This window comes from Streptomyces echinatus (assembly GCF_014203595.1).
Lineage (GTDB): Bacteria > Actinomycetota > Actinomycetes > Streptomycetales > Streptomycetaceae > Streptomyces > Streptomyces echinatus.
Map to the genome: position 1 here is coordinate 1 of NZ_JACHJK010000026.1, position 19,829 is coordinate 19,829.

Consider the following 19,829-nt stretch of genomic DNA (forward strand, 5'->3'; position numbering starts at 1 on the left):
GGCATCCCCTCCAAGGGCCTGCTGCAGGTGATCGACCCCACCTTCAACGCCTACCACGTCAACGGCACCGCCCACAGCATCACCGACCCGGTCGCCAACATCACCGCCGCCGCCAACTACGCCGCGCACCGCTACGGCTCCATCGACAACGTCAACTCCGCCTACTGAGCCACCCCCACACTCGGCCCACCCCGGGCCATGCCGCGACGTCCACCCGGCGCCCCCCACGGCGAGCAACGCCCGCAGTGCGGCGAAGGCCCGGACCGCCCGGACGCGTAGGCCACATCGGTGCTCGCGCGACGTCGGCCTCCCAGACCGCAACCGGATCTGGGAGGCCGACGTCGTCGTAGGGGGAGGGCGCCGGCGTCGTCGCGGCCAAGGGCGCCCGGGGGCGGAGCGGAAGGGCGCGGGCACGCCGGCCGCGCGAGGAGGTACGGCCCCCCTCCAGCAGGCTCGCGCCGCCGCCTCCGCGCCGGAGAACGTCATGCGGCGTGATCGGGATCGAGCACCACCATGAACCTGTTGCCCTCCGGATCCGCCTTGCCTTCCTCCCCTCCTTGAAGGAGGGGGATTGCCCTATGAGGGGGTTCGGCCGGTCGCCCGGCCTGCGGGTTCCTGCTTCACGGACCGGCTGATGCCGAGGTCTCCACAGGCTGACACGGCATGCCCTGCCGCGTTTTTGACGTTGATGGCCGCGTTCACGTCGGCGTGGGCGCGGTGTCCGCAGCCTTCAGCTTTGCACCGAAAGGCCGCTTGGCTCTCGCGGTTTCCTTCCGAGACGAAGCCGCAGGCGGAGCACCGTTGCGACGTGTACGCGGGGTTGACCTTCACCATGGTTGTGCCCGTGTGGCGGGCGGCGCCTGTGAGGGCGAGTTCGAGACGGTGCCAGTACCGTGTCCGCTCGGACCAGAGGCTTCACATCGGTCACCTGCCGGGACGGCCGCCCCCCCCGCGCCATGCCCCCGGGGGGGACGGTCCGTTCGCCCCTCACGTGCGGGTGCCGCAGGGGGCGGCGGTCAGTGCCGGCCGGTGTCCTTGAGTGACTCCTTGGCCTCGCGGGCGTCGCCCGCGGCCTCGGCCGCGCGGCCCTTGGCGATCAGCTTCTCGTTGCCGGTGGCGCGTCCGGCCGCCTGGGCGGCCTTGCCGACGGCCTGCTCGGCCTTGGCCCGGGCCTTCTCACTGGCGGACATGCTGCTCACCCTCCTCGGTTCGCGGTATGAGGTGCCGGTGGTGCGCATGACCCCGCACAGCGCCCGTAAACCCAGGGGCACAGATGTGCGTTGAGTGACCGGCGTCGCACGGCCGCGGTGCATCGGATGCCCCGGGAGCGGGAATCGTGGGCGGCACGCATGCCCTTCATCCCGTGGAAATAACTTATGTTTTATGAGCTTGTAGGGGCGAGGTAAGGGCATTCGGTGGCCAGGAGGTTGATAACGATGGTTCCCCTGCTTCTGGTTCTTCTTCTGGCTCTGGTCCTCTTCGGCGCGGGCTTCGCGCTGAAGGCACTGTGGTGGATCGCGGTGATCGTGCTGGCCGTGTGGCTGCTGGGCTTCGTCGTCCGGTCCGCGGACGGTGCAGGCCGCAGGGGCCGCTGGTACCGCTGGTAGGCGCACGCCCGTAGCGCCAGGAATGCTGCGGGCGGCGGTGGTTGACGTGGGGCCCGGTCAGGGACGGCCGGGCCCCACGCGTGCGCCCGCACCTCTCCTCTCCCGGACGGCAGGGATGGATCGGGCGTATCGGGCGCCCCAGGGGGTAGGTGTGCCCTGCACCGGCCCCGCGGAAGCCGCAGTGGAACCCTGCGCCTCCTATCTCTGCGAGGCCGGTGCGCCCGCCTCGCCGTCCGGGCCGGGACGGGGCCGCGAGCGGAAGGTGCGCCGGTAGGCGTCCGGCGGCACACCGACCGTGCGGTTGAAGTGCCGGCGCAGTGTCGTGGCGGTGCCCATGCCGGTGGCGGCCGCGATGGTGTCGACGGTGTCGTCGGTCGCCTCCAGCAACTCCTGTGCGCGGCGGATGCGCTGGGCGAGCAGCCACTGCAGCGCAGTGGTACCGGTCACCGACCTGAAGTGGCGGCCCAGATGGCGCGAACTCATCCCCGCCCGGCGGGCCAGGTCCTCCACGGTCAGCGGCCGGTCCAGTCGCCGCATCACCCACGGCAGGAGCTCGGCGAGCGGATGGTTGCCGGGAGCGGGGACCGGGGTGGTCACGAACTGGGCCTGGCCGCCGTCGCGATGGGGCGGCACCACCAGGCGGCGGGCGAGCGTGTTGGCGACCGACGAACCGTGGTCGAGGCGAACGAGGTGCAGACACAGATCCATCGCGGCGGCCTTGCCGGCCGAGGTGAGCACGCTGCCCTCGTCCACGTACAGGACGTCCGGGTCCACCGTCACCCGCGGATGACGCCGCGCCAGTTCCCCCGTGTGCGCCCAGTGCGTGGTCGCGCGCCGGCCGTCCAGCAGGCTCGCCGCGGCCAGCACGAACGCGCCCGTGCACAGGGAGGCCACAGGAGATCGGCGTCGGCGTCTTGGGGACGAGCCACTCCTGGACGCAGGACTTCGCGACGGCCCGCTGAGGCCGGCCGGCCGGCAACGCACTGCAGAGCAAGCCTGACCGAGGGAGCCGAGACGTTCCGGCGTGCGGCCCGCGTGCGGCCCGTGAGGTACGGCGCCTCCCGCAGCGAGCACAGGTCGCCCGCACCGTGCCGGTCAGCGGTGCGCTGCAAAGGCGACGGCGTCGAACGGCCGGGGTCCTGGTGCGGCCGGCCCCTGGCATGGGAGTCGTTCCGTGGCCGCACCCCGGGGGAGGTCGGCGCGGCCACGGGAACTCCAACCACCCCTCAAGGACCGGGGGGAGAGGCCTGAGGGGTGAAGCAGGCGCACCTGTGAGAGCGCCTGCACGGAAAAAACTATACCGCCGTCCTGGTTTATGGCCACCCCTCTCGGCTCCCTCTGTGGCGTCACCCGGCCCCGCCCATCGCACGCCCCGGCGGCATAAGCCGGCCCTCAAGGCGCCACGGGCGTCAGGGACTTGGTCCCGGACGCGACCAGGGCGTCGAGGCAGGAGGACTCGGCGAGCGCCGGCAGCAGCAGCCGCCAGAACCGGGTCAGCGGGGCGTGCGAGCGCCACCACGCGTCCTGGCGGCCCAGGATCCCGAGGCCCGAGGTGAACGCGACCACGGCCGTCGCCGCGTCCCGGGCCAGCGGCCCCGGCGCCAGAGCGCCCTCCCTGTCGGCCCGCACGAAAGCGTGCTCCACCCATGCCTGCCACTTGGCACGCAGGCCGGCGCCGTCGCGTACGTGCTCCAGGCGGTCGTTCAGGCCGAACCCGGCGCGCAGCACCACGTCGTGGTTCAGGTGCCACACCAGGGCGTGGGTGGCGTCGATCAGCATCTGCAGGGCGCCGCCGGCCTCCTGCCGGGTGATCACCTCCAGCCGCAGTGCAGCCGCCTGCCCCACCGCGTCGGCGAGTGTCGCCTTGCTGGTGAAGTGGAAGTGCAGCGCACCGCTGCTCACCCCGGCCCGCGCGCTGATCGTGGAGAGTGTGGCCACGTCGTATCCGTCCCGGTCGAACAACTCGGCGGCGGACTCGATCAAGGTGTTGCGCGTACGGACCGCGCGTTCCTGTGTGGCCATCTGAGGGCTCCGGTGAGGCAGAGGCAGCGGGGCGGACTGAGCCGGTGGGTCCCACTCCCGCACGGCCGCTGGTATCTCCGGCCGGGGCACGGATCGCGGCAGCCCTGCCAGCCGGTGCATAATAACAAACCGTAATGCTGGTTTCCAGGGGCTGAGTTATACGAACATACAACTGAGGTGCGGCAACAGCCGACTTGGAAAGCGTGGCGAGGCTGCGGAGGCGGCCGCAGTGCTCCTTCCGCGGAGCGCTACGGATCAGTCCACGGCCAACCGCCCGGCCGGGAAAGGCGCGAGGAGCGCGGAAAGGGCGTTGCCGGCTCCTGCTCGGGGGTGGAAGCCCTCGGGCGGCGGTGGGCGCGTCGTGCCGGACCCGGGACTTCTCCGCGGACCCCGGCCCCCCGCCGGCGGAACCGCCCGGGGCGTGCCGCTCAGGCCGAAGCGGGCTCCGCCGCCGTGTGATGCTGCTTCATGGCGGCCTCGTACACCCGGGCCCCCCGGTCCGGCCCGAAGTCGAGCCGTACGAGCACTCCCGGCGCCGCGAGGGTCGCCATCAGGTGCTTCTGGACGTCCGTCATGCGCTCGGTCATGTCCGTGTGTCCGGTCATGATCTTCGAGAGGATCTGGACGCCCGTGAAGGCGGCGACGAATATCTTCGCGGCCGCCGCGACGTCGACGTGGGGGAGCAACTCCCCGCCCTGCTTGGCGCGCTCCAGGATCTCCGCGTTGTGGTCGATCCAGTTCTGCATCGACGCGGCCCGGTCCAGGACGTCCTGCGACGTTCCCTGGTCGACGGTGAGCCGTATGCCGCCGCGCACCATCGGATCGCCCTTGCCCAGCAGGTAGGCGAGCATCAGCGATTCGTCCAGGCCTTCCTGCAGCACCAGTTCCTGCGGCGGCACTTGGGGCAGTGAGGAGAGCTGTTCCGCCAGCACGGCCTGGGCGAGATCGTCCTTGGACGAGAAGTGGAAGTAGAGGGCTCCCTTGGTCACCTCGGAGCGCTTGAGGACCTCGGCGATGGTGGCCGCGTCGTACCCGACTTCGGCGAAGACCTCGGCCGCTGCGACGAGGATCTTCTCCCGCGTTCTTATGGCCCGCTCCTGCTTCGCCACGTCACACCACCTCCGCACCCCCGAAAAAAAACCGTAGGGTTCGTATGCTAGCACCGGCAATGCTCCCAAAGAGGGGTTGCTGACGGGGGGTGCTGGGTGTCCCGGCGAGGCGATGTGCGGGGATCCAGGGGGCGTTGACCGCCCGGCCGAGCTAAAAGCAGGGGTAAAGCGGAAAACCAGCGAATCGGTTTCCCGGGCCTCTTTCGCCCTCGTCCCGCGCGCGCGGGAGCGGTGTCGCTGAGCCGGAGAACCTCTGGTGGGCCGCCCCGGCGGGGCCCGGCGCCGACGAGGAGGAGGGCCCGGGCGGAGGCCGGGGGGCAGGTGCGGCGCCGACGTCCGGGGGCCATCACCCTATAGCTTCGGTCAAGGGGCGGTCGGGGCCGGCGGCTGGAAGAAGGCTGCCGCTCGCGGGGACGGCGGGGGACACAACACCGCTGTCCCGCACGTCCGGTGAAGGTATATCAGTTCGCTGGGCGCCGTCTGTTTCCGAGGCATTTCCGTTCAGTCTCGCAAGACCCGTCCGCTCACTCGGCAAAAAGACCGCACACCCACTTCCGTCCTCCGTCGGCGATCGCCCGTGCGCCGACGGCCGGTGAAGCGGCCCCGACCCGACGGCGAACGGGACTGCGCCGCCGGGCCCCCGGCGGCGCAGTCCCGTTCCCGGGGCGGCGGCGTCAGGCCGCAGGGGACAGGATCACCGGCAGCTCACGGTAGGAGTTCATCAGGAAGCTCTCCATGGGCTCCAGCTCGTCCGGTGAGCAGGCCAGCCGCATGCGGGGGAAGCGTTCGAACAGAGCGGCGAAGGCCGTGGTCGCCTCCGCCTCGGCGAGCGGCACCCCCATGCAGCGGTGCGCCCCGTGCCCGAACCCGAGGAGGTCACGGTCCTTGCGCAGGACGTCGAAGCGGCCGGCGTCCGGGCCGTGGCGTTCGGGATCCAGGCCCGCTGCCGCGAACGAGACCAGGATCGGGTCGCCCTTGCGGATCACCACGCCGTCCAGGTCGATGTCCTCCACGGCGAACCGCATGGGCGAGTAGGCACCCGGCGTGTGGACGCGCATGGCCTCGTCGGACACGTCCTGCCAGCTCGCCCGTCCCGCGCGTACGTGCTCCAGCTGGTCGGGGTGGGTCAGCAGCGCACCCATGGCGTTGGTGATCAGCGCGGCGGTGGTGTCCTGCCCGCCGGCGATCATGAGGAAGAGGGTGCCGAGCAGTTCCTCCTCGCTCAGCCGGTCACCCTGGTCGCGCGCCTCGATCAGTGACGAGGTCAAGTCGTCCCCGGGCTCGGCCCGTTTGGTCTTCACCAGCTCCGCGAGCAGCAGGTACGCCTGCAGCCGTGCCGCCTCTATCTCCTGGCCGGGAATGGTGGTGCCGAAGACCTTGTGCAGCGCGGCGCACAGCGTGTCCGTGGCCTCGCCCTGCGGCACGCCGAACAGTTCGCAGATGACCCGCATGGGCAGCAGTTCGGCGAAGGCCGTCCGCAGCTCGACCGGCGTTCCGGCCGGAAGGGCGGCGAGCCGGTCGAGGAGTTCCGCGATGATCTCCGAGACCCGGGGGCGCAGCCTCTCGGTACGCCGCACGGTGAACGCCCCCGCGACCAGCCGGCGCAGCCGGGAGTGGCTCCTGCCGTAGGCGATCAGCATGTTCTCGTTCGCCACCCACGGGTACAGTGGCCACTCCTCGGTTATCCTCCCCTCGATGAATGCCGGCCAGTGCTGCCGGGCGTCCCTGGACACCAGCGGGTCGGTCAGCAACCGCTCGACGTGCCGCTGTCCGACCACGGCCCACGCGGTGACACCTCCCGGCAGTTCCACCGGGACGGCAGGGCCCTGCGCCCGCAGCATCGCCCCCTCCGCGGCCAGGTCGCGCCCGGTCACATCCAGGACGTAAGGGCAGCCAGTCGTCTTCATAGTCGTCTCTCCCCTGGTGGTCAGTGCATACGCCGTGTTGCGCCTTGCCCAGGGGGCGTGGCCCCCGGCCCTCCTTCGAGGGTGTCCGGCCCCGCCCGCATCCACCTGACAGGGCCGTCGTGCTCCGCCGCACCGTTCGCACGGCCGGCCGTCACCCGGCCGCGCGAGCCTCTCCGACGGCCGGGATCTCCTCGCAGGTCCCGCCCTGGTCGCGCAGTCTCAGCGCCGCCTCGTACACCCGGGCTCCCCGATCCGCAGCCATGTCGAGCTGCACGAGCACCGCCGGGACCGCGACGCCCGCCATCAGGTGGCGCTGCAGGTCCGTCACCCGTTCGGGAAGGTCCCCATGCTGGGTCATCACCTGGGACAGGACCTGGACACCGGTGAACGCACCGACGAACATCCGTGCCGTGGCCGCCACGTCGACGTGCGGCAGCAGTTCGCCGTGCTCCCTGGCCCTGCCGAGCATCCGGGTGTTGTGCCCGATCCACTGGCTCATCGGCACCCGCCGGTCCAGGACGTCGTGCAGGCCGCCCTGATCGACCGTCAGCCGGATGCTGCCCTGGGCCACCGGATCTCCCAGGTGGAGCAGATGGGCCAGCAGGAACGCCTCGTCCACCCCCTGCTGGAGCATCAGCTCCTGCGGGGGCGGAGCCGGGACCGCGGCGAGCTGGTCGGCCAGGACCGCCTGGGCCAGCTCGGCCTTCGAGGTGAAGTGGAAGTACAGGGATCCCTTGGTCGCGTCGGCCCGGTGCAGGATCTCGGAGATGGTCGCTGCCTCGAAGCCCACTTCGGCGAAGACCGAGGCTGCCGCGACGAGGATGGCGCGCCTCGTCCGGACGGCCCGTTCCTGCAGCGCCACCACACACTCCCGTCGTTCCCCCAGCGCTCCGAGAACCAAAGTAAACCAACGGGTTCGTTTTTGCCACACTGCTCTTCCGTCCGCCGGCGGTCGGTCAGCGATGCTGTCGCCGGCCGTATCGTGCACCTGCCGACGCGGGTGGTGCACCGCCCCCTGGCGGGCAGGAGGCGCCCGGCGCGATGGGCTCCGGTCCTGGCCGGCCGGCCCGCCTGCTCTCAAAACCGCTGGCTGCTGGGCTAGTTGACGTCATCGGCGGGTCCGGGGAGAGGCGCTGAAACACCGCCGGGCAAGGCTGCCGAGCAGCACCGTGCCCGCCTGGAGGTCCGCATGCCCCTCCGCCCGCCGGGCCGGACCCGACGGGCGAGCGGCCGACGGCCGAAGAGCGCTTTACTCTTCTTTACTTGAGATGCAAACCGATCGGCCCGTACTTTTTGGTCTGCACATCCCAGACCATGGATCTGCAATGACGGGGGATACGACATGACCGTTCTGGCAACCCACGTCGGCGGGCCTGCCGCACCCGACCGTGCAAGCCCTCCCACGGACGGTTCCCGGTCGCACCGGGCGGGCGCCGTCGACCACGTGACGGCCGCCGGACCGGCGGCGACGGACCCGCAGTCGGCCCGTGAACTGGCCCGGCTGCTCTTCGGCAGCGGCGACGAGCGGGAGAAGAACCACGGCATATGGCGTCGGCTGATCAGCCGGCAGACGTTCCGTCACCGCCCCGGCCGCTCCGCCGCGGAACAGGCGGCCCAGGCCTACACGTGGCTGCGGCTGGTGAACGACACCGTCGAGAACGCCGAGAGCCTCGCCCGGGACCCGAGCGTGCTGGCGAACCTCCACGAGTGGGCCGCGATCGTGGACGGCGGCGGAAGCCTGTGCACGGTGGCGAGCATCCACTACAACCTGTTCCTCGGCAGCCTCCTGGACCACGACCCCGACGAGCGCCGGGACCTCTCCGAGTTCACGTCCATGCGCCGCATCGGAACGTTCCTGTGCACCGAGGTCGACCACGGCAACGACAGCGCCAGCCTGGAGACCACCGCCGAGTTCGACCGCGAGAGCGGTGGATTCATCCTCCACACCCCGCACCCCGGCGCCCGGAAGTTCATGCCCAACACCAGCACCACCGGCGGACCCAAGACCGCGACGGTCGCCGCCCGTCTCCTGGTCGACGGCGAGGACCAGGGCGTTTTCCTGTTCCTGACCCCCCTGAGCGACGAACGCGGCCTGCTGCCGGGCGTCGAGGTACGTGAGTTGCCCTTCCGGGCCGGCGCCCCCGTGGACCACTGCCTGACCGCCTTCCACCACGTCCGGCTGCCGCGCGAGGCCCTGCTCGCGGCAGAGCACGGCCGACTCGGTCACGACGCCACCCTGACCAGCACCTTCGGCAGCCGCCGCAAACGCTTCCTGCACTCCATCGGCCGGGTCACCGTCGGAAAGCTGTGCATGAGCGGCGCCGCCGTCGGCGCCTCGCGGGCAGCGGTGAACATCGCCGTCCGCTACGGCCAGCACCGTCACGTCACCGGGCCGAAGGCCGGCGAACGTATTCCCGTCAACACCCACCGCACCCACCACAGCCGCCTGCTGAGGTCCACGGCCACCGCCTACGCCATGACCTTCCTGCACCGTTCGGTGCTCTCCGGCTGGGCCCGCCACACCGCCGAGAACCAGGCCGAAGCCGAACGCCAGGTGGCCATCGCCAAGGGCTGGATCACCTGGCAGGCCCGCGCCATCGCCGCGGAGTGCCGCGAACGCTGCGGCGCCCAGGGCCTGTTCGCGGTCAACGGCCTTTCCGACTACGCCCCGTACATCGAGGGGACCGTCACCGCCGAGGGCGACAACCTCGTGATCTGGACCAAAGCCGCGGCGGAACTCCTGCTCGGCCACCAGGACACCACCCCCTCGCCCTTGGGGGCAGCCGGCACCGGTGAGCTGACCGACCTCTCCTTCCTGCGTGCGCTGCTCGCCCGGGCCGAAGCGATCTGGAAGACCCGCGCCAAGGCCGCCCTGCGCCGCGACCGCACCGGCGGCTCGGTCGCCCGCTGGAACAAGGCCTCCTCGGCGGCGCTGGAAATGGTCTCCGTCCACGCCGCCCTGCGCGCCGCCGAGGCGTTCATCGAAGCGGTGGAGCAGGCTGCCGGGCCCCGGGCCCGCCACCTGCTCCAGCAGCTGTGCACCCTCTTCCTGCTCGACCAGCTCGGCGCCCACACCGGCGACCTCCTCGCCGCCGGCCACATCAGCGCCGACCACATCCGCGAACTGCCGCTCCTGACCGACTCGCTGCTCGACGACCTCGCCCCCCACATGACCACCCTCGTCGACGGCTTCGACCTGCCCGACCAGTTCCTCGACGCCATACCCATAGCGAACGGCGCCGGCATCGACCTGGCCGCTTACGCCCACCGGGGCGAGTGACAGCGCCCGACGCCCCGCTCCGTGTGCCGCGAGGCCCCCGCCCGGACCGGGCGGGGGCCTCGCGGCACACGGACCGGATCCGCTCGGCAGACCTTTCCTCCCGCCCGGCCCGAAATGGCCGGTGCGGCAACGACCCGCACCGGCCCCCCGTCCGCCCGGACGGCCACGGCAGCGGTCCGGTCACCGAACCCTCAATCGGGTAAAGAAATGGGAAGGTGCACCGCACCTCGTCCCGGCGTCTCCGAGTTCCCGCGACGGCCCGCCGTGAGGCGACGCCCGTATTGATGCCTCCGGGCCTTATGCGAAACGCATGAGGGTGCATGCGGAAAAACTATTCCGAGAGGCAACCTCCGGCGGATAGCGTCGAGGCAGTTACGTTGCCCTGGCATTGTGGCAGTGACGGGTGCCGAGTCGTCGGCCAAATCCCTTTCTTGGAGGAACAGGCTGTGCTGCGTCAAACAGTCACCCCCCATGCACCCTGGGAAGAGGTGGCGGAATCCATCGAGTTCGTACCCGCCGAGTATTCCCACAAGACCCAGCCCGAATCGACGGCGCAGGAAATGCTGAGGTGCGGCCCGGCGGACATCGACAGGCTCGCCGATGCGGGCCTGCCGTTCGAAGTCCGGTCGGGAGTGCGCCACTTCGACGTGAACGACCTCTACAACCTCGGCATGTACTCGGGCAGGGGAAACACACAGCCGGAGCTCGCGTTCCGCATGCTGTTCCGCTTCGCCGGCCGCCCGGTCGACGATCTGCTGCGCGAGAAGACCTGGGACTTCAAGGTCACACTGGACTGCGTCGCGTGCGAGGGGGAGGCGCCCTGGCGTTTCGCCGCGCCCGACGCCGCCCGCTTCGGCGGGCGGGTCGCCGGCGGACAGGCACCGCAGGCGAGCACGGGGTCGGCCCACTACCAGGCGAAGGTCACCACGCTCGGCGCCCGGACCCCCCTGCTCTCCGCCCAGCTGCGCCGCCTGACCCGCGACTACCTCGACTCCGGCTACCGCTGGCAGATGATCCCCGTCGCGATGCAGGCCGACTACGAGCTGGTGCACGCGCTGGGCGCGACGAGCTGCATCGCCGCCAGCCTGCTGCTCGCCGAGCGGTTCCGGTCGGCCGGGTACCGGGCCGAGGCGAAGCGGGGCTGGTTCTGCGGCGTGCTCGGCGGCGCCCTCGACCTGCCGCACGCATGCGTGGAGGTCGTGGACGACGACGGTGCGCTCAAGACCGTCGACATCGCCAAGGCGCAGCTGGCCGCACGCCTGTCACCGGACACCGGGGACTTCCAGGAGCTGTGCCTCGGGTCGATCTACAACAAGGTGATCCCGTCCACGGCTTGTGGAAACGCCTCCTTCGGGCAGCACGAATGCGGCTCCCGACAGCCGGTCCAGGTGCGCGCGGACATTCGATCGATGCAGGGAAGCTGAACTCTTGCACCACTGCGTTCGGAAGGGCGAGCAGAAAAATGGCGACACGTGAGATCGAGCCGGTCGTGCTGGACCTGAACCGGTTGGAGAACCTAGCCGAATCCGGCTACTACAACCCGTATTCGATGTTCGACTGGCCCGACACCATCGAGCCCGGCCTGCCGTGGATGAGCGAGAGCCTCACCACGCTGGCCGGCACCGAGATGTGGGACGAACTGACCCGCGAACAGCAGATCGCGCTGACCAAGTACGAGGCGATCAACTTCTTCAGCCTCAACATCCACGGCATCCGTGAATTGCTGAACGAAGTCGTGATGCGCATTCACGAGCGGACCTACGCGGATGTCTCGGAGTTCCTGCACCACTTCATCGGTGAGGAAAACGAGCACATGTGGTTCTTCGCGCAGTTCTGCCTGCGCTACGGAGGCCGGCTCTACCCCGCGCAGCCGACGCTCAAGGCCGACTCGGTCGAGCACCTCTCGCCGGTGGCCCGCGAACTGATCGTGTTCGCGCGCATCCTGATCTTCGAGGAGATCGTCGACTACTACAACGCCCACATGGCGACCGACCAGTCGCTGCCGCACATCGCCCGCGAGATCAACCGCGTGCACCACCAGGACGAGAGCCGGCACGTCGCCTTCGGCCGGATGATCTTCACCAACCTGCTCGCCCAGGTGTCCAGGCGCGACCCCGACGAGGTGCCGGCGGTCGCCGAGTACCTCGAGAACTACCTGCAGTACAGCATCGCCACCCTCTACAACCCGGCCGCCTACCGCGACGCGGACATTCCGGACGCGCTCGCGCTGCGGCGGCGGGCGCTGGAACACCCTGCCCGTGCCGAGGCGCACGAGCAGGTGCTGAAGCGGACCCGGAAGTTCCTGTCGAAGGCAGGCGTCGGCAGGGAGCTGATCAAGTGACGACCGAGCCCATGCAGGCGGTACGCGAGTTCATCGTGGGCCGCAACCCCGCACTCGACCACCTGTCCGACGATCTGGACCTCATCGACAGCCGCGCCATCAACTCGCTGGCCTTCGTCGAGTTCATCTTCCTGCTGGAAGAGCTGACCGGGGAGCCGATCGATCCCGAGGACCTCGATCTCGACGACTTCCGCACCCTCAGCGCGCTGAACGCCCGTTTCTTCAAGGAGGAGGCAGCCCGATGACCACGGCGACCGACAACGGCCTGGGAGTTCTCGACGGCAGCCAGCTGAGGGTGCTGCGGGCGATCGACGCGGTGTTCCGGCGCCTGGCCGAGGGCTGGGACGCGCCGGAGTTCCGGTTCCCGTTCCTGATGCGCTGCAAGGACCTCGACACGTTCGACTACTACGACAACTTCCCGCACCTGGGCCTGGCCGCGACCCGGCTCGACCCGCAACGCCTCGGCGGTCTGCTGACCGAGGCGGAGCGGCCGGTCGAGCGGATACCGGCCGAGGTGATGGAGCCGACCGCGTTCGCGCTGCCCTCGGCGGCCTGCTACTCGATCTACGTCGACCTGGCGGGCTCCACGCTGCCCGCCGAAGGGACGATGCGCACCACCGTCGGCACCTGCTTCCGCAACGAGACCCACTACGAGGGCCTGCAGCGGCTGCTCGGCTTCTCCATGCGGGAGATCGTCTGCGTGGCGCCGGAGAACGTGGCCAAGAACCACCTGCTCCGCGCCAAGGACGCCGTGACGGCCCTGTGCGCCGAACTCGGCCTGGACGTCCGTCTCGAGGCCGCCACCGACCCGTTCTTCGACAAGAACAGCGGCAAGGCGAAGATGCAGCGGCTGTTCCCGGTCAAGGAGGAGTTCGTCGTGGGCGGCCTGGCGATCGGCTCGGTCAACTACCACCGCAACTTCTTCGGCGAGCGGTGCGGCATCCTGGCCGGCGAGGACACGGCGCACACCAGCTGCCTCGCCTTCGGCCTGGAGCGCTGGGTGCACACCCTGACCGAGCGGTTCGGCAGCGCCGACGCCGCCGCGTCCGCGGTCGAGAGCCTGAGCTGATGCCGTCCGTGGCGGGGGTGCTCGGCACCGACGTGAGTCTGCTGCAGTCCGGCATGGGCGGTGTAGCGGGCTCGGAACTGGCCTGCGCGGTGTCCGACGCGGGCGCCGCGGGCTGCGCGGGCGGCTACAAGCTGGCCGGCGGCGCACTGTCGGCCATGCTCGCCCGGCTGACCTCGGGCACCGACCGGCCCGTCGGCGTGAACCTGATCCCGGAAGTGGTCGGGCCGGACGAGCTGGACCGGCAAGTGGCGCAGGTGCTCGACGAGACACCGGACCGCGTGCACCTGTCCTTCTTCGGCATGCCCCACGACGCCGTGTTCGACCGGGTCACCGCAGCGGGCCGGCACCTGGTGGTGCAGGTCGGGACGGTCGAGGACGGTGTCCACGCGGCCGCGCGGGGCGCCGTGGTGGTGGCGCAGGGAATCGAGGCGGGCGGTCACCTGCTCGGTACGTCGCGACGTGACGACCTGATGGGCGCACTGCGGGCACGGGTGCCCGACGCCTGCCTCGTCGCCTCGGGCGGAATCGGCTCGCCCGGGGAGGCCGCACGGGCACTGGCCGCCGGCGCCGACGGGGTGCTGCTCGGCACCGCCTTCGTCGTCGCTCACGAATCGCGGGCCCACGCCCGCTTCAAGTCGGCGGTCACCGACGCGGACGAGACCGACACCGTGATCACCGATGTGTACGAGATCGGGTGGCCGGGCCGACGGCACCGCGTGCTCGCCACGGCCGTCACCGCCGACCCCGGGCAGCCCGCGAAGTTCATCGGCAAGACGCTGGTCGAAGGAAAGCCGTACCTGGTGCCGCGCTTCAGCGCGGCGGTGCCCACCGAGGCGACCAGCGGCCGCATCGAAGAGATGGCGCTGTACTGCGGCCGGTCCTGCGGCGAGATCTCCGAGGAGGTCTCGGCGGCCGACGTCGTCGCCGCATTCGCACGGGTCCTTGCGGGGGCCGAAGTCGTCAACACCGAGGAGAAGGCGGAACATCATGTCGGCTGATGCAGTGCAGGACGAGTACTACCACGACCTGAGCTACCGCGAGGACACACCGCTGGTACGCACCCGGGAGGGCGTCGAACTCTACTGCGAGTCCACAGGTGAGGGCATCGCCATCACGACGCTCAACAACTTCTTCTTCACCGCCCCGTTCTGGCGCGACTACACCGACGAACTCGCCAAGCACTACCGCGTGGTCAGCTACGACCTGTGCAATCACGGCCACTCCACGCGCCTGGGACAGGAACCGGCCTGGGAGGAGCACGCGGCGGACCTGGTCGGACTGCTCGACGCCCTGGAGATCGACTCGACGTACCTGCTCGCCTCGTCGGCCTCCACCCAGCTCGCCCGTGACGTGGCCCTCACCTACCCCGACCGGGTCCGAGGCCTGGTGCTGGCCGGACCGGTCGTCGGCCCGCAGATACGGCGTCACCGGATGCTCCAGCGGGCCTGGCTGCGGACGTTGAACAGCCACGACATACCCGTGCTGTTCAGCCACATGTACCCCGAGTTCGTCAGCACGCAGATGATCGAGGAGTACGGCGTGCCGGGCTTCCTCGGCCTGCGGGAGAGCTTCCTCGCCATGTCGACGCCCGAGGAGCTCAACAACGGCCTGACGCTGGCCCAGCAGGGTGATCCCAGCACCGAGTTGCTGACCCGCATCCAGGCGCCGACGCTGATCGCCCTGGGCGACGACGACATTCTGCTCGGCCCGACGGCGGGCCACGAACTGGCCGCGCTGTTCCCGAACGGCCGCTGCGCGATCATGCCGAAGGCCGGCCATGTGCCCTTCCTCGACGACCCCGTGGGCTTCCAGGAGCTCGTGCACAAGTTCATCGACGAAGCGGAAGAGCATGTCTGACACGGCCGTGGAGGTACGGCGGCGGATCCGCGAGCTGCTGGTCGATGTGTTCGGCGGCCCCTCCTTCGTCAGCACAGTGCACGACGCCGTGTCGCTCCGCGAGGCCGGGGTCCCGTCCACCGCGCTGGTCGCTCTGCTGGTCGCGATGGAGGACGCGTTCGGTTTCGAGTGGGCCGACGACGTGCGGCCCGAGGTGCTGCGCTCGATCGATTCACTGGCAGGCCATGTCGTGGCGCTGCGCGGCTGAGGGGCTCACGGTGACCGCCGAGCCGGCCGTGCTCCGGAACGCGGCACCGGAGATGTCGATGGGGACGTCCCCGGTGCCGCCGCCCCACGGACCGGCCGAGCAGTTCGCGGCCGGCCGTCGTGCGGCCGCCGCGGCACTGGCCGCAGCCGGGTCGATCGAGCGGACCGTGCCCCGGGCCCGGGACGGCAGGCCGCTCTTCCCCCGGGGGTTCACCGGTTCGATCTCCCACACCGACCGGCTCGCGGTCGCCGTCGTGGCCCCCGGTGCCGAGGCGGTCGGCGTCGACATCGAGCCCGCGACCATCACCTCTCGTACGGCCGCGTTCATCCTGCGGGAACGGGAGCGGCGCCTGCTGCTCGCTCCGGCCGGCCCCTACACCGCGCGCGACCTGTTCGCCGCCAAGGAAGCCGCGTTCAAGGCGATGAACTGCCTCGGAACCCTGGGTGAGTTCCTGTTCTGGCAGATCCGCCTCAGCCGGTCCGGCGGGGCGCTGACCGCAGCGTACGGCGGCGAATCGGTGCCGGTGTGGATCCGCCCGGAGGCGGACCATTCGTTCGCCGTGGCGATACGGCGTTGACGCCGGCGGCAGGGGGAGGAAGCGCATCCGGCGCGCGCCCCGGACGAACGGGCGGCCTCGACGCACCGGTGGGGCGATCCCGCGGACCGGACGGCGGATCCGCCGGCCGTGCGGGCCGGCCAGGAAGGACGCGGCGCTGAACACCGCTTCGCACGCCGGGCCGCCCCACCCCGTCGCGACCCTCCGGCCCGGCCCGACGCCTCGACCCCTGTGCCCACCCGCCCGCGCGCGAGCGCGCACGCCCGCTCGTGCGAGGGCCGTTGCCCCCCTCTGGAGACCCTCATGACCGGCACACCCCCGCCCCAGCACAGCGCACGCTTCCAGCGCACGCTGACCACCCCCAAGATCGTGTTCATCATCATCGCCGCGGCCGCCCCCCTGGCCGCGATGGTGTTCACCGTCCCGCTCGCCCTCGCCATCGGCACCGGCCCCGGCGTGCCCGCGATGTTCCTCTTCGCGGGCCTGACCCTGCTGTGCTTCTCCGCCGGCTACGCCGCCATCGCACGCCGGATCAGCCACATGGGCGGCTTCTACACCCACATCGCCCACGGCCTCGGCCGCCGCGCGGCCGCCGGGGCGGGCCTCCTCGCGGTCCTCGCCTACAACGCCGCCACGGTCGGGGTTCTCGGCGCCTTCGCCTACTTCACCCAGAGCGTGGCCGCAGCCCATGGACTCGACCTGCCCTGGCAGGCCTGGGCAGGACTCGGCCTGCTCCTGGTCGGCATGCTCGGCTACCGAGAAGCCGACCTCAGCGCCCGGCTGCTCTCCCTGTGCATGGTGTGCGAGATCGCCATCCTGGTCGCACTGGACATCGCCATCCTGGCCCGCCACGGCGGCACGGCCCTCCCCGCCGCCTCCTTCGCCCCGCACGCGGTGCTCGCCCCCGGGCTCGGCGTCTCCGTGATGTTCGGCTTCGCCTCCTTCCTCGGCTTCGAATCGGCCGCCCTGTACGGCGAGGAGGCCAAGGCACCCCACCGCAGCGTGCCCCGCGCCACCGTCATCGCCGTGCTGGTGGTCGCCTCGTTCTACGCCCTGACCAGCTGGGTGGCCGTCGGCGCTCTGGGACCCGAGCGGGTACGCGCCCAGGCCGCGGACCACCTCGGCGACCTGTTCTTCCGGCTCAGCGACGGCTACCTGGGGAACCCGGCCACCGTCACCATGCAAGTCCTGCTGTGCACCAGCCTGTTCGCGTCCTGGCTGGCGCTGCACAACGCCGCCAACCGGTACATGTACGCCCTGGGCCGCGACGGACTGCTGCCGGGCAGCCTCCACACCACCCACACCGGGCACGGCTCCGTGCACCGGGCCAGCGTGATCCAGACCGTCTTCAGCACGGTGACGGTCGCCCTGTTCGCGGCCGCGGGCCTCGACCCGTACGTGAACATGTCGACCAGCATGCTGGGGCTGGGCACCCTCGGGATCATCCTGCTGCAGGCACTGGCCTCGGTGGCCGTGATCGGTTACTTCCGTCACCGGAGCGAGGGACGCTGGCAGACCGTCATCGCGCCGGCGCTGGGAGCCCTGGGGCTGATCACCGCAGCGATTCTGGTCGTGTCGAACTTCGACGTCCTGACCGGGACCACCGATCCCGTCGTCACCGCCCTGCCCTGGCTCCTGCTGATCGTCGCCGGCCTCGGTGTCGCCCTTGCCTCCTGGCTGCGCTCGGCCCGCCCGGACCGTTACGCGCGCCTGGGCGGCGCCACCGCGCCGGCGCCGCCCGCCGCCCCGGTCGGTGACCCTTCCGGCAGCCTCTCCCAAGCAGCGCCGTGACTCCGCCTCGCTCCGGAGCCGCGCAGTGAAAGGACCAGCTCCCATGCCTCGTGAAGCCGAAACGCACGCGGACATACCCTTCGGCCCCGAAGACACCCCGTGGCAGAAGACCTTCAGCGGCCTGCGGGTCGGCGGCGGCCGCCCCTACGGCACCCCGCCGTCCCTGGACCCCCGCACGGCCTATACCAGCGTCCCCGAAGTACCCCATCACAAGGTGCAGTTGCCGCCCACCGGACTGGACGCGGACCAGTACACCGAGGCCGAGGCACTGTTCCGCCGCCACATAGACACCCAGACCCGCAACTTCGCCGGCTACCAGGTCACCAGCGCCCTCGATTACGAACAGCGCCTCGGGCACTATCTCAACCGGCACCTCAACAACGTCGGAGACCCCTACCAGTCCAGCTCGTACACGCTCAACTCCAAGGTGCTCGAGCGGGCCGTACTCGACTACTTCGCCTCACTGTGGCACGCGAAGTGGCCGCACAACCCGCAGGACCCCGAGTCGTACTGGGGCTACGTCCTGACCATGGGCGCCAGCGAAGGCAACCTGTACGGCCTGTGGAACGCACGGGACTACCTGTCGGGCAAGCCCCTGCGCACGCACCACCGCACACCGGGCGACCGGGCCGTCGAGCAGGCCCCGCACGGCGAAGGCCCGCACGCCTTCCACCCGGTGGCGTTCTTCTCCGAAGACACCCACTACTCGCTGACCAAGGCCGTACGGGCGCTGGACATCGACACCTTCCACGCCCTGGGCTCCACGCGCTACCCCGACGACAACCCCCTCGCGCCGGGAACCCCCTGGCCGCGCGAAGTGCCCTCCACCGAGGACGGCGCCATCGATGTCGAACAACTCGCCGTCCTGGTGCGGTTCTTCGCCCGCCGCGGCCACCCGATCCTGCTCAGCCTCAACTACGGCTCCACCTTCAAGGGCGCCTACGACGACATCGAGGCGGTCGCTGCCACGGTGCGCGGCATCTGCGCCGAACACGGGCTGGACCACCGGCGCGTCCACCGCGGCCAGGACGGCGACCACGACGAGCGGTCGGGATTCTGGCTGCACGTCGACGGGGCACTCGGAGCCGGCTACGTGCCGTACCTGGAGATGGCCCGGGACGCCGGCCTGGTGGAACAGGCCCCCCCGGCCTTCGACTTCCGGCTCGGCGACCTGCACTCACTGACCATGAGCGGCCACAAATGGATGGGGACACCGTGGGCGTGCGGGGTGTTCATGACCCGCACCGGACTGCAGATGGCCCCGCCCAGGGCATCGGAGTACATCGGCGCCGCCGACACCACCTTCGCGGGGTCCCGCAACGGCTTCTCCTCGCTGCTGATGTGGGACTATCTGGCCCGTCACTCCTACGACGACCAGGCCCGGCTCGCGGCCGAGTGCGACGGCCTCGCCGCCTACGCGCACGCGCAACTCCTCGCACTGCAGGACCAGCTGGACCAGGACCTGTGGGTGGCCCGCAGCCCGCAGTCGCTGACCGTACGGTTTCGCCGGCCACACGCGGACATCGTCCGCCGCTACTCACTTTCCAGCGAAACCGTGCACGTCGACGGCGTCGCGCGCACCTACGTCCACCTGTATGCGATGCGCCACCTCACCCGGCAGCGTGTCGACGAACTCATCGGCGAGCTGCGACAGCCGGGCGCGTTCGCCTGAGCGTCGCGGACCGCGGACCCCCGGGCGGCGGGTGCCCTGCCGTGGCTGGTCGGTGGGAGCGGTGAGCGGGCCCCGTGCCCCCCGGGCACAGGGGCCCCTTCCGTTGCGCCGCGGGAGGGCCCGCAGCCGCCAGTACCGCGGCGGCGCGGTGCACCGGCACACATCCGACGGCTCGGGGAAGGCGCCGCGCCCCGTGCACGCCTCGCCCCCGCACACCTGCCGGACCAGGCAGATGCACGGGGGCTTGGGGCCGAGGCCGGGAGGCGGGTGTGGCCGGCGGGGGAGGGGCGCGGCGCCCGCTCGGACGCGGCGATGCCGTCCCGGAGGGGGCCGGGACGGCCGGGAGGGTTCTGTCCGCCTCACGCCGGCGG

General features: G+C 70.8%; 18 protein-coding genes and 2 pseudogenes. 13 read left to right on the top strand and 7 right to left on the bottom strand.

Going from position 1 to position 19,829, the window contains the following annotated elements:
- The coding region (locus FHS34_RS39235; protein ID WP_184972983.1) for a transglycosylase SLT domain-containing protein at positions 1 to 168 on the top strand (168 nt) is incomplete at its 5' end.
- A 408-nt stretch (positions 169 to 576) separates the two neighbouring features.
- Here FHS34_RS39235 and FHS34_RS39240 read toward each other — a convergent pair.
- Together FHS34_RS39240 and FHS34_RS39245 are read right to left on the bottom strand one after the other, a co-directional pair.
- A pseudogene (locus tag FHS34_RS39240) lies at positions 577 to 876 on the bottom strand (zinc ribbon domain-containing protein); the annotation flags it as partial.
- Between the two features lie 140 nt (positions 877 to 1,016).
- Positions 1,017 to 1,190 (bottom strand): CsbD family protein, encoded by a 174-nt coding sequence (locus FHS34_RS39245; RefSeq protein ID WP_184974834.1) that lies wholly within the window; start codon positions 1,188 to 1,190, stop codon positions 1,017 to 1,019.
- Positions 1,191 to 1,436: 246 nt separating this feature from the next.
- Here FHS34_RS39245 and FHS34_RS39250 point away from each other — a divergent pair, with 246 nt between their 5' ends.
- The gene (locus FHS34_RS39250) at positions 1,437 to 1,607 is read left to right on the top strand and encodes a hydrophobic protein (protein ID WP_184974837.1); all 171 of its coding nucleotides are present in this window, start codon (positions 1,437 to 1,439) and stop codon (positions 1,605 to 1,607) included.
- Positions 1,608 to 1,805: 198 nt separating this feature from the next.
- Here FHS34_RS39250 and FHS34_RS39255 read toward each other — a convergent pair.
- The 5 genes and pseudogenes from FHS34_RS39255 to FHS34_RS39275 all read right to left on the bottom strand — a co-directional run.
- Positions 1,806 to 2,501: pseudogene (locus FHS34_RS39255) on the bottom strand (helix-turn-helix domain-containing protein); the annotation flags it as partial.
- Between the two features lie 498 nt (positions 2,502 to 2,999).
- Complete coding sequence (locus FHS34_RS39260) at positions 3,000 to 3,629, bottom strand: ScbR family autoregulator-binding transcription factor (RefSeq protein WP_184974840.1); 630 nt, start codon at positions 3,627 to 3,629, stop codon at positions 3,000 to 3,002.
- Positions 3,630 to 4,057: 428 nt separating this feature from the next.
- Positions 4,058 to 4,738 (bottom strand): ScbR family autoregulator-binding transcription factor, encoded by a 681-nt coding sequence (locus FHS34_RS39265; RefSeq protein WP_184974843.1) that lies wholly within the window; start codon positions 4,736 to 4,738, stop codon positions 4,058 to 4,060.
- 674 nt (positions 4,739 to 5,412) lie between these two features.
- Complete coding sequence (locus FHS34_RS39270; protein ID WP_184974846.1) at positions 5,413 to 6,645, bottom strand: cytochrome P450 family protein; 1,233 nt, start codon at positions 6,643 to 6,645, stop codon at positions 5,413 to 5,415.
- 151 nt (positions 6,646 to 6,796) lie between these two features.
- Positions 6,797 to 7,507, bottom strand: coding sequence for a ScbR family autoregulator-binding transcription factor (locus FHS34_RS39275; protein WP_184974849.1), 711 nt, complete (start codon positions 7,505 to 7,507; stop codon positions 6,797 to 6,799).
- A gap of 480 nt (positions 7,508 to 7,987) precedes the next feature.
- Here FHS34_RS39275 and FHS34_RS39280 point away from each other — a divergent pair, with 480 nt between their 5' ends.
- The 11 genes from FHS34_RS39280 to FHS34_RS39330 all read left to right on the top strand — a co-directional run bounded on the left by FHS34_RS39280 (position 7,988) and on the right by FHS34_RS39330 (position 19,458).
- Entirely contained in the window at positions 7,988 to 9,925 is a 1,938-nt protein-coding gene (locus FHS34_RS39280) for an acyl-CoA dehydrogenase family protein (RefSeq protein WP_184974852.1), read from the top strand.
- 488 nt (positions 9,926 to 10,413) lie between these two features.
- Positions 10,414 to 11,349, top strand: coding sequence for a hypothetical protein (locus FHS34_RS39285; protein ID WP_184974855.1), 936 nt, complete (start codon positions 10,414 to 10,416; stop codon positions 11,347 to 11,349).
- A 38-nt stretch (positions 11,350 to 11,387) separates the two neighbouring features.
- Positions 11,388 to 12,266: a diiron oxygenase gene (locus tag FHS34_RS39290; RefSeq protein WP_184974858.1), complete on the top strand. Its 879-nt coding sequence runs from the start codon at positions 11,388 to 11,390 to the stop codon at positions 12,264 to 12,266.
- Entirely contained in the window at positions 12,263 to 12,511 is a 249-nt protein-coding gene (locus FHS34_RS39295) for an acyl carrier protein (protein WP_225817899.1), read from the top strand. Before FHS34_RS39290 ends, FHS34_RS39295 begins: the two co-directional genes overlap by 4 nt.
- A complete protein-coding gene (locus FHS34_RS39300) occupies positions 12,508 to 13,335 on the top strand; it encodes a class-II aminoacyl-tRNA synthetase family protein (protein WP_184974861.1) in 828 nt (275 codons plus the stop codon). The genes FHS34_RS39295 and FHS34_RS39300 overlap by 4 nt, the downstream gene beginning before the upstream one ends.
- Positions 13,335 to 14,333 (top strand): NAD(P)H-dependent flavin oxidoreductase, encoded by a 999-nt coding sequence (locus tag FHS34_RS39305; protein WP_184974864.1) that lies wholly within the window; start codon positions 13,335 to 13,337, stop codon positions 14,331 to 14,333. Before FHS34_RS39300 ends, FHS34_RS39305 begins: the two co-directional genes overlap by 1 nt.
- Positions 14,323 to 15,192: an alpha/beta fold hydrolase gene (locus FHS34_RS39310; RefSeq protein WP_184974867.1), complete on the top strand. Its 870-nt coding sequence runs from the start codon at positions 14,323 to 14,325 to the stop codon at positions 15,190 to 15,192. The genes FHS34_RS39305 and FHS34_RS39310 overlap by 11 nt, the downstream gene beginning before the upstream one ends.
- A complete protein-coding gene (locus tag FHS34_RS39315) occupies positions 15,185 to 15,439 on the top strand; it encodes an acyl carrier protein (protein ID WP_184974870.1) in 255 nt (84 codons plus the stop codon). Before FHS34_RS39310 ends, FHS34_RS39315 begins: the two co-directional genes overlap by 8 nt.
- Positions 15,440 to 15,449: 10 nt before the next feature.
- On the top strand, positions 15,450 to 16,016 hold the full coding sequence (locus FHS34_RS39320) for a 4'-phosphopantetheinyl transferase superfamily protein (RefSeq protein ID WP_184974873.1): 567 nt from the start codon (positions 15,450 to 15,452) through the stop codon (positions 16,014 to 16,016).
- A 282-nt stretch (positions 16,017 to 16,298) separates the two neighbouring features.
- Complete coding sequence (locus FHS34_RS39325) at positions 16,299 to 17,786, top strand: APC family permease (protein ID WP_184974876.1); 1,488 nt, start codon at positions 16,299 to 16,301, stop codon at positions 17,784 to 17,786.
- A gap of 43 nt (positions 17,787 to 17,829) precedes the next feature.
- Positions 17,830 to 19,458, top strand: coding sequence for a pyridoxal-dependent decarboxylase (locus FHS34_RS39330; protein ID WP_184974879.1), 1,629 nt, complete (start codon positions 17,830 to 17,832; stop codon positions 19,456 to 19,458).
- Positions 19,459 to 19,829: the final 371 nt, after the last annotated feature.

Bases quoted from the DNA above. Each gene is read 5' to 3' on its own strand.
- FHS34_RS39245 (WP_184974834.1), bottom strand. From the start codon at position 1,190: ATGTCCGCCAGTGAGAAGGCCCGGGCCAAGGCCGAGCAGGCCGTCGGC.
- FHS34_RS39250 (WP_184974837.1), top strand. From the start codon at position 1,437: ATGGTTCCCCTGCTTCTGGTTCTTCTTCTGGCTCTGGTCCTCTTCGGC.
- FHS34_RS39260 (WP_184974840.1), bottom strand. From the start codon at position 3,629: ATGGCCACACAGGAACGCGCGGTCCGTACGCGCAACACCTTGATCGAG.
- FHS34_RS39270 (WP_184974846.1), bottom strand. From the start codon at position 6,645: ATGAAGACGACTGGCTGCCCTTACGTCCTGGATGTGACCGGGCGCGAC.
- FHS34_RS39280 (WP_184974852.1), top strand. From the start codon at position 7,988: ATGACCGTTCTGGCAACCCACGTCGGCGGGCCTGCCGCACCCGACCGT.
- FHS34_RS39290 (WP_184974858.1), top strand. From the start codon at position 11,388: ATGGCGACACGTGAGATCGAGCCGGTCGTGCTGGACCTGAACCGGTTG.
- FHS34_RS39300 (WP_184974861.1), top strand. From the start codon at position 12,508: ATGACCACGGCGACCGACAACGGCCTGGGAGTTCTCGACGGCAGCCAG.
- FHS34_RS39305 (WP_184974864.1), top strand. From the start codon at position 13,335: ATGCCGTCCGTGGCGGGGGTGCTCGGCACCGACGTGAGTCTGCTGCAG.
- FHS34_RS39310 (WP_184974867.1), top strand. From the start codon at position 14,323: ATGTCGGCTGATGCAGTGCAGGACGAGTACTACCACGACCTGAGCTAC.
- FHS34_RS39315 (WP_184974870.1), top strand. From the start codon at position 15,185: ATGTCTGACACGGCCGTGGAGGTACGGCGGCGGATCCGCGAGCTGCTG.
- FHS34_RS39325 (WP_184974876.1), top strand. From the start codon at position 16,299: ATGACCGGCACACCCCCGCCCCAGCACAGCGCACGCTTCCAGCGCACG.
- FHS34_RS39330 (WP_184974879.1), top strand. From the start codon at position 17,830: ATGCCTCGTGAAGCCGAAACGCACGCGGACATACCCTTCGGCCCCGAA.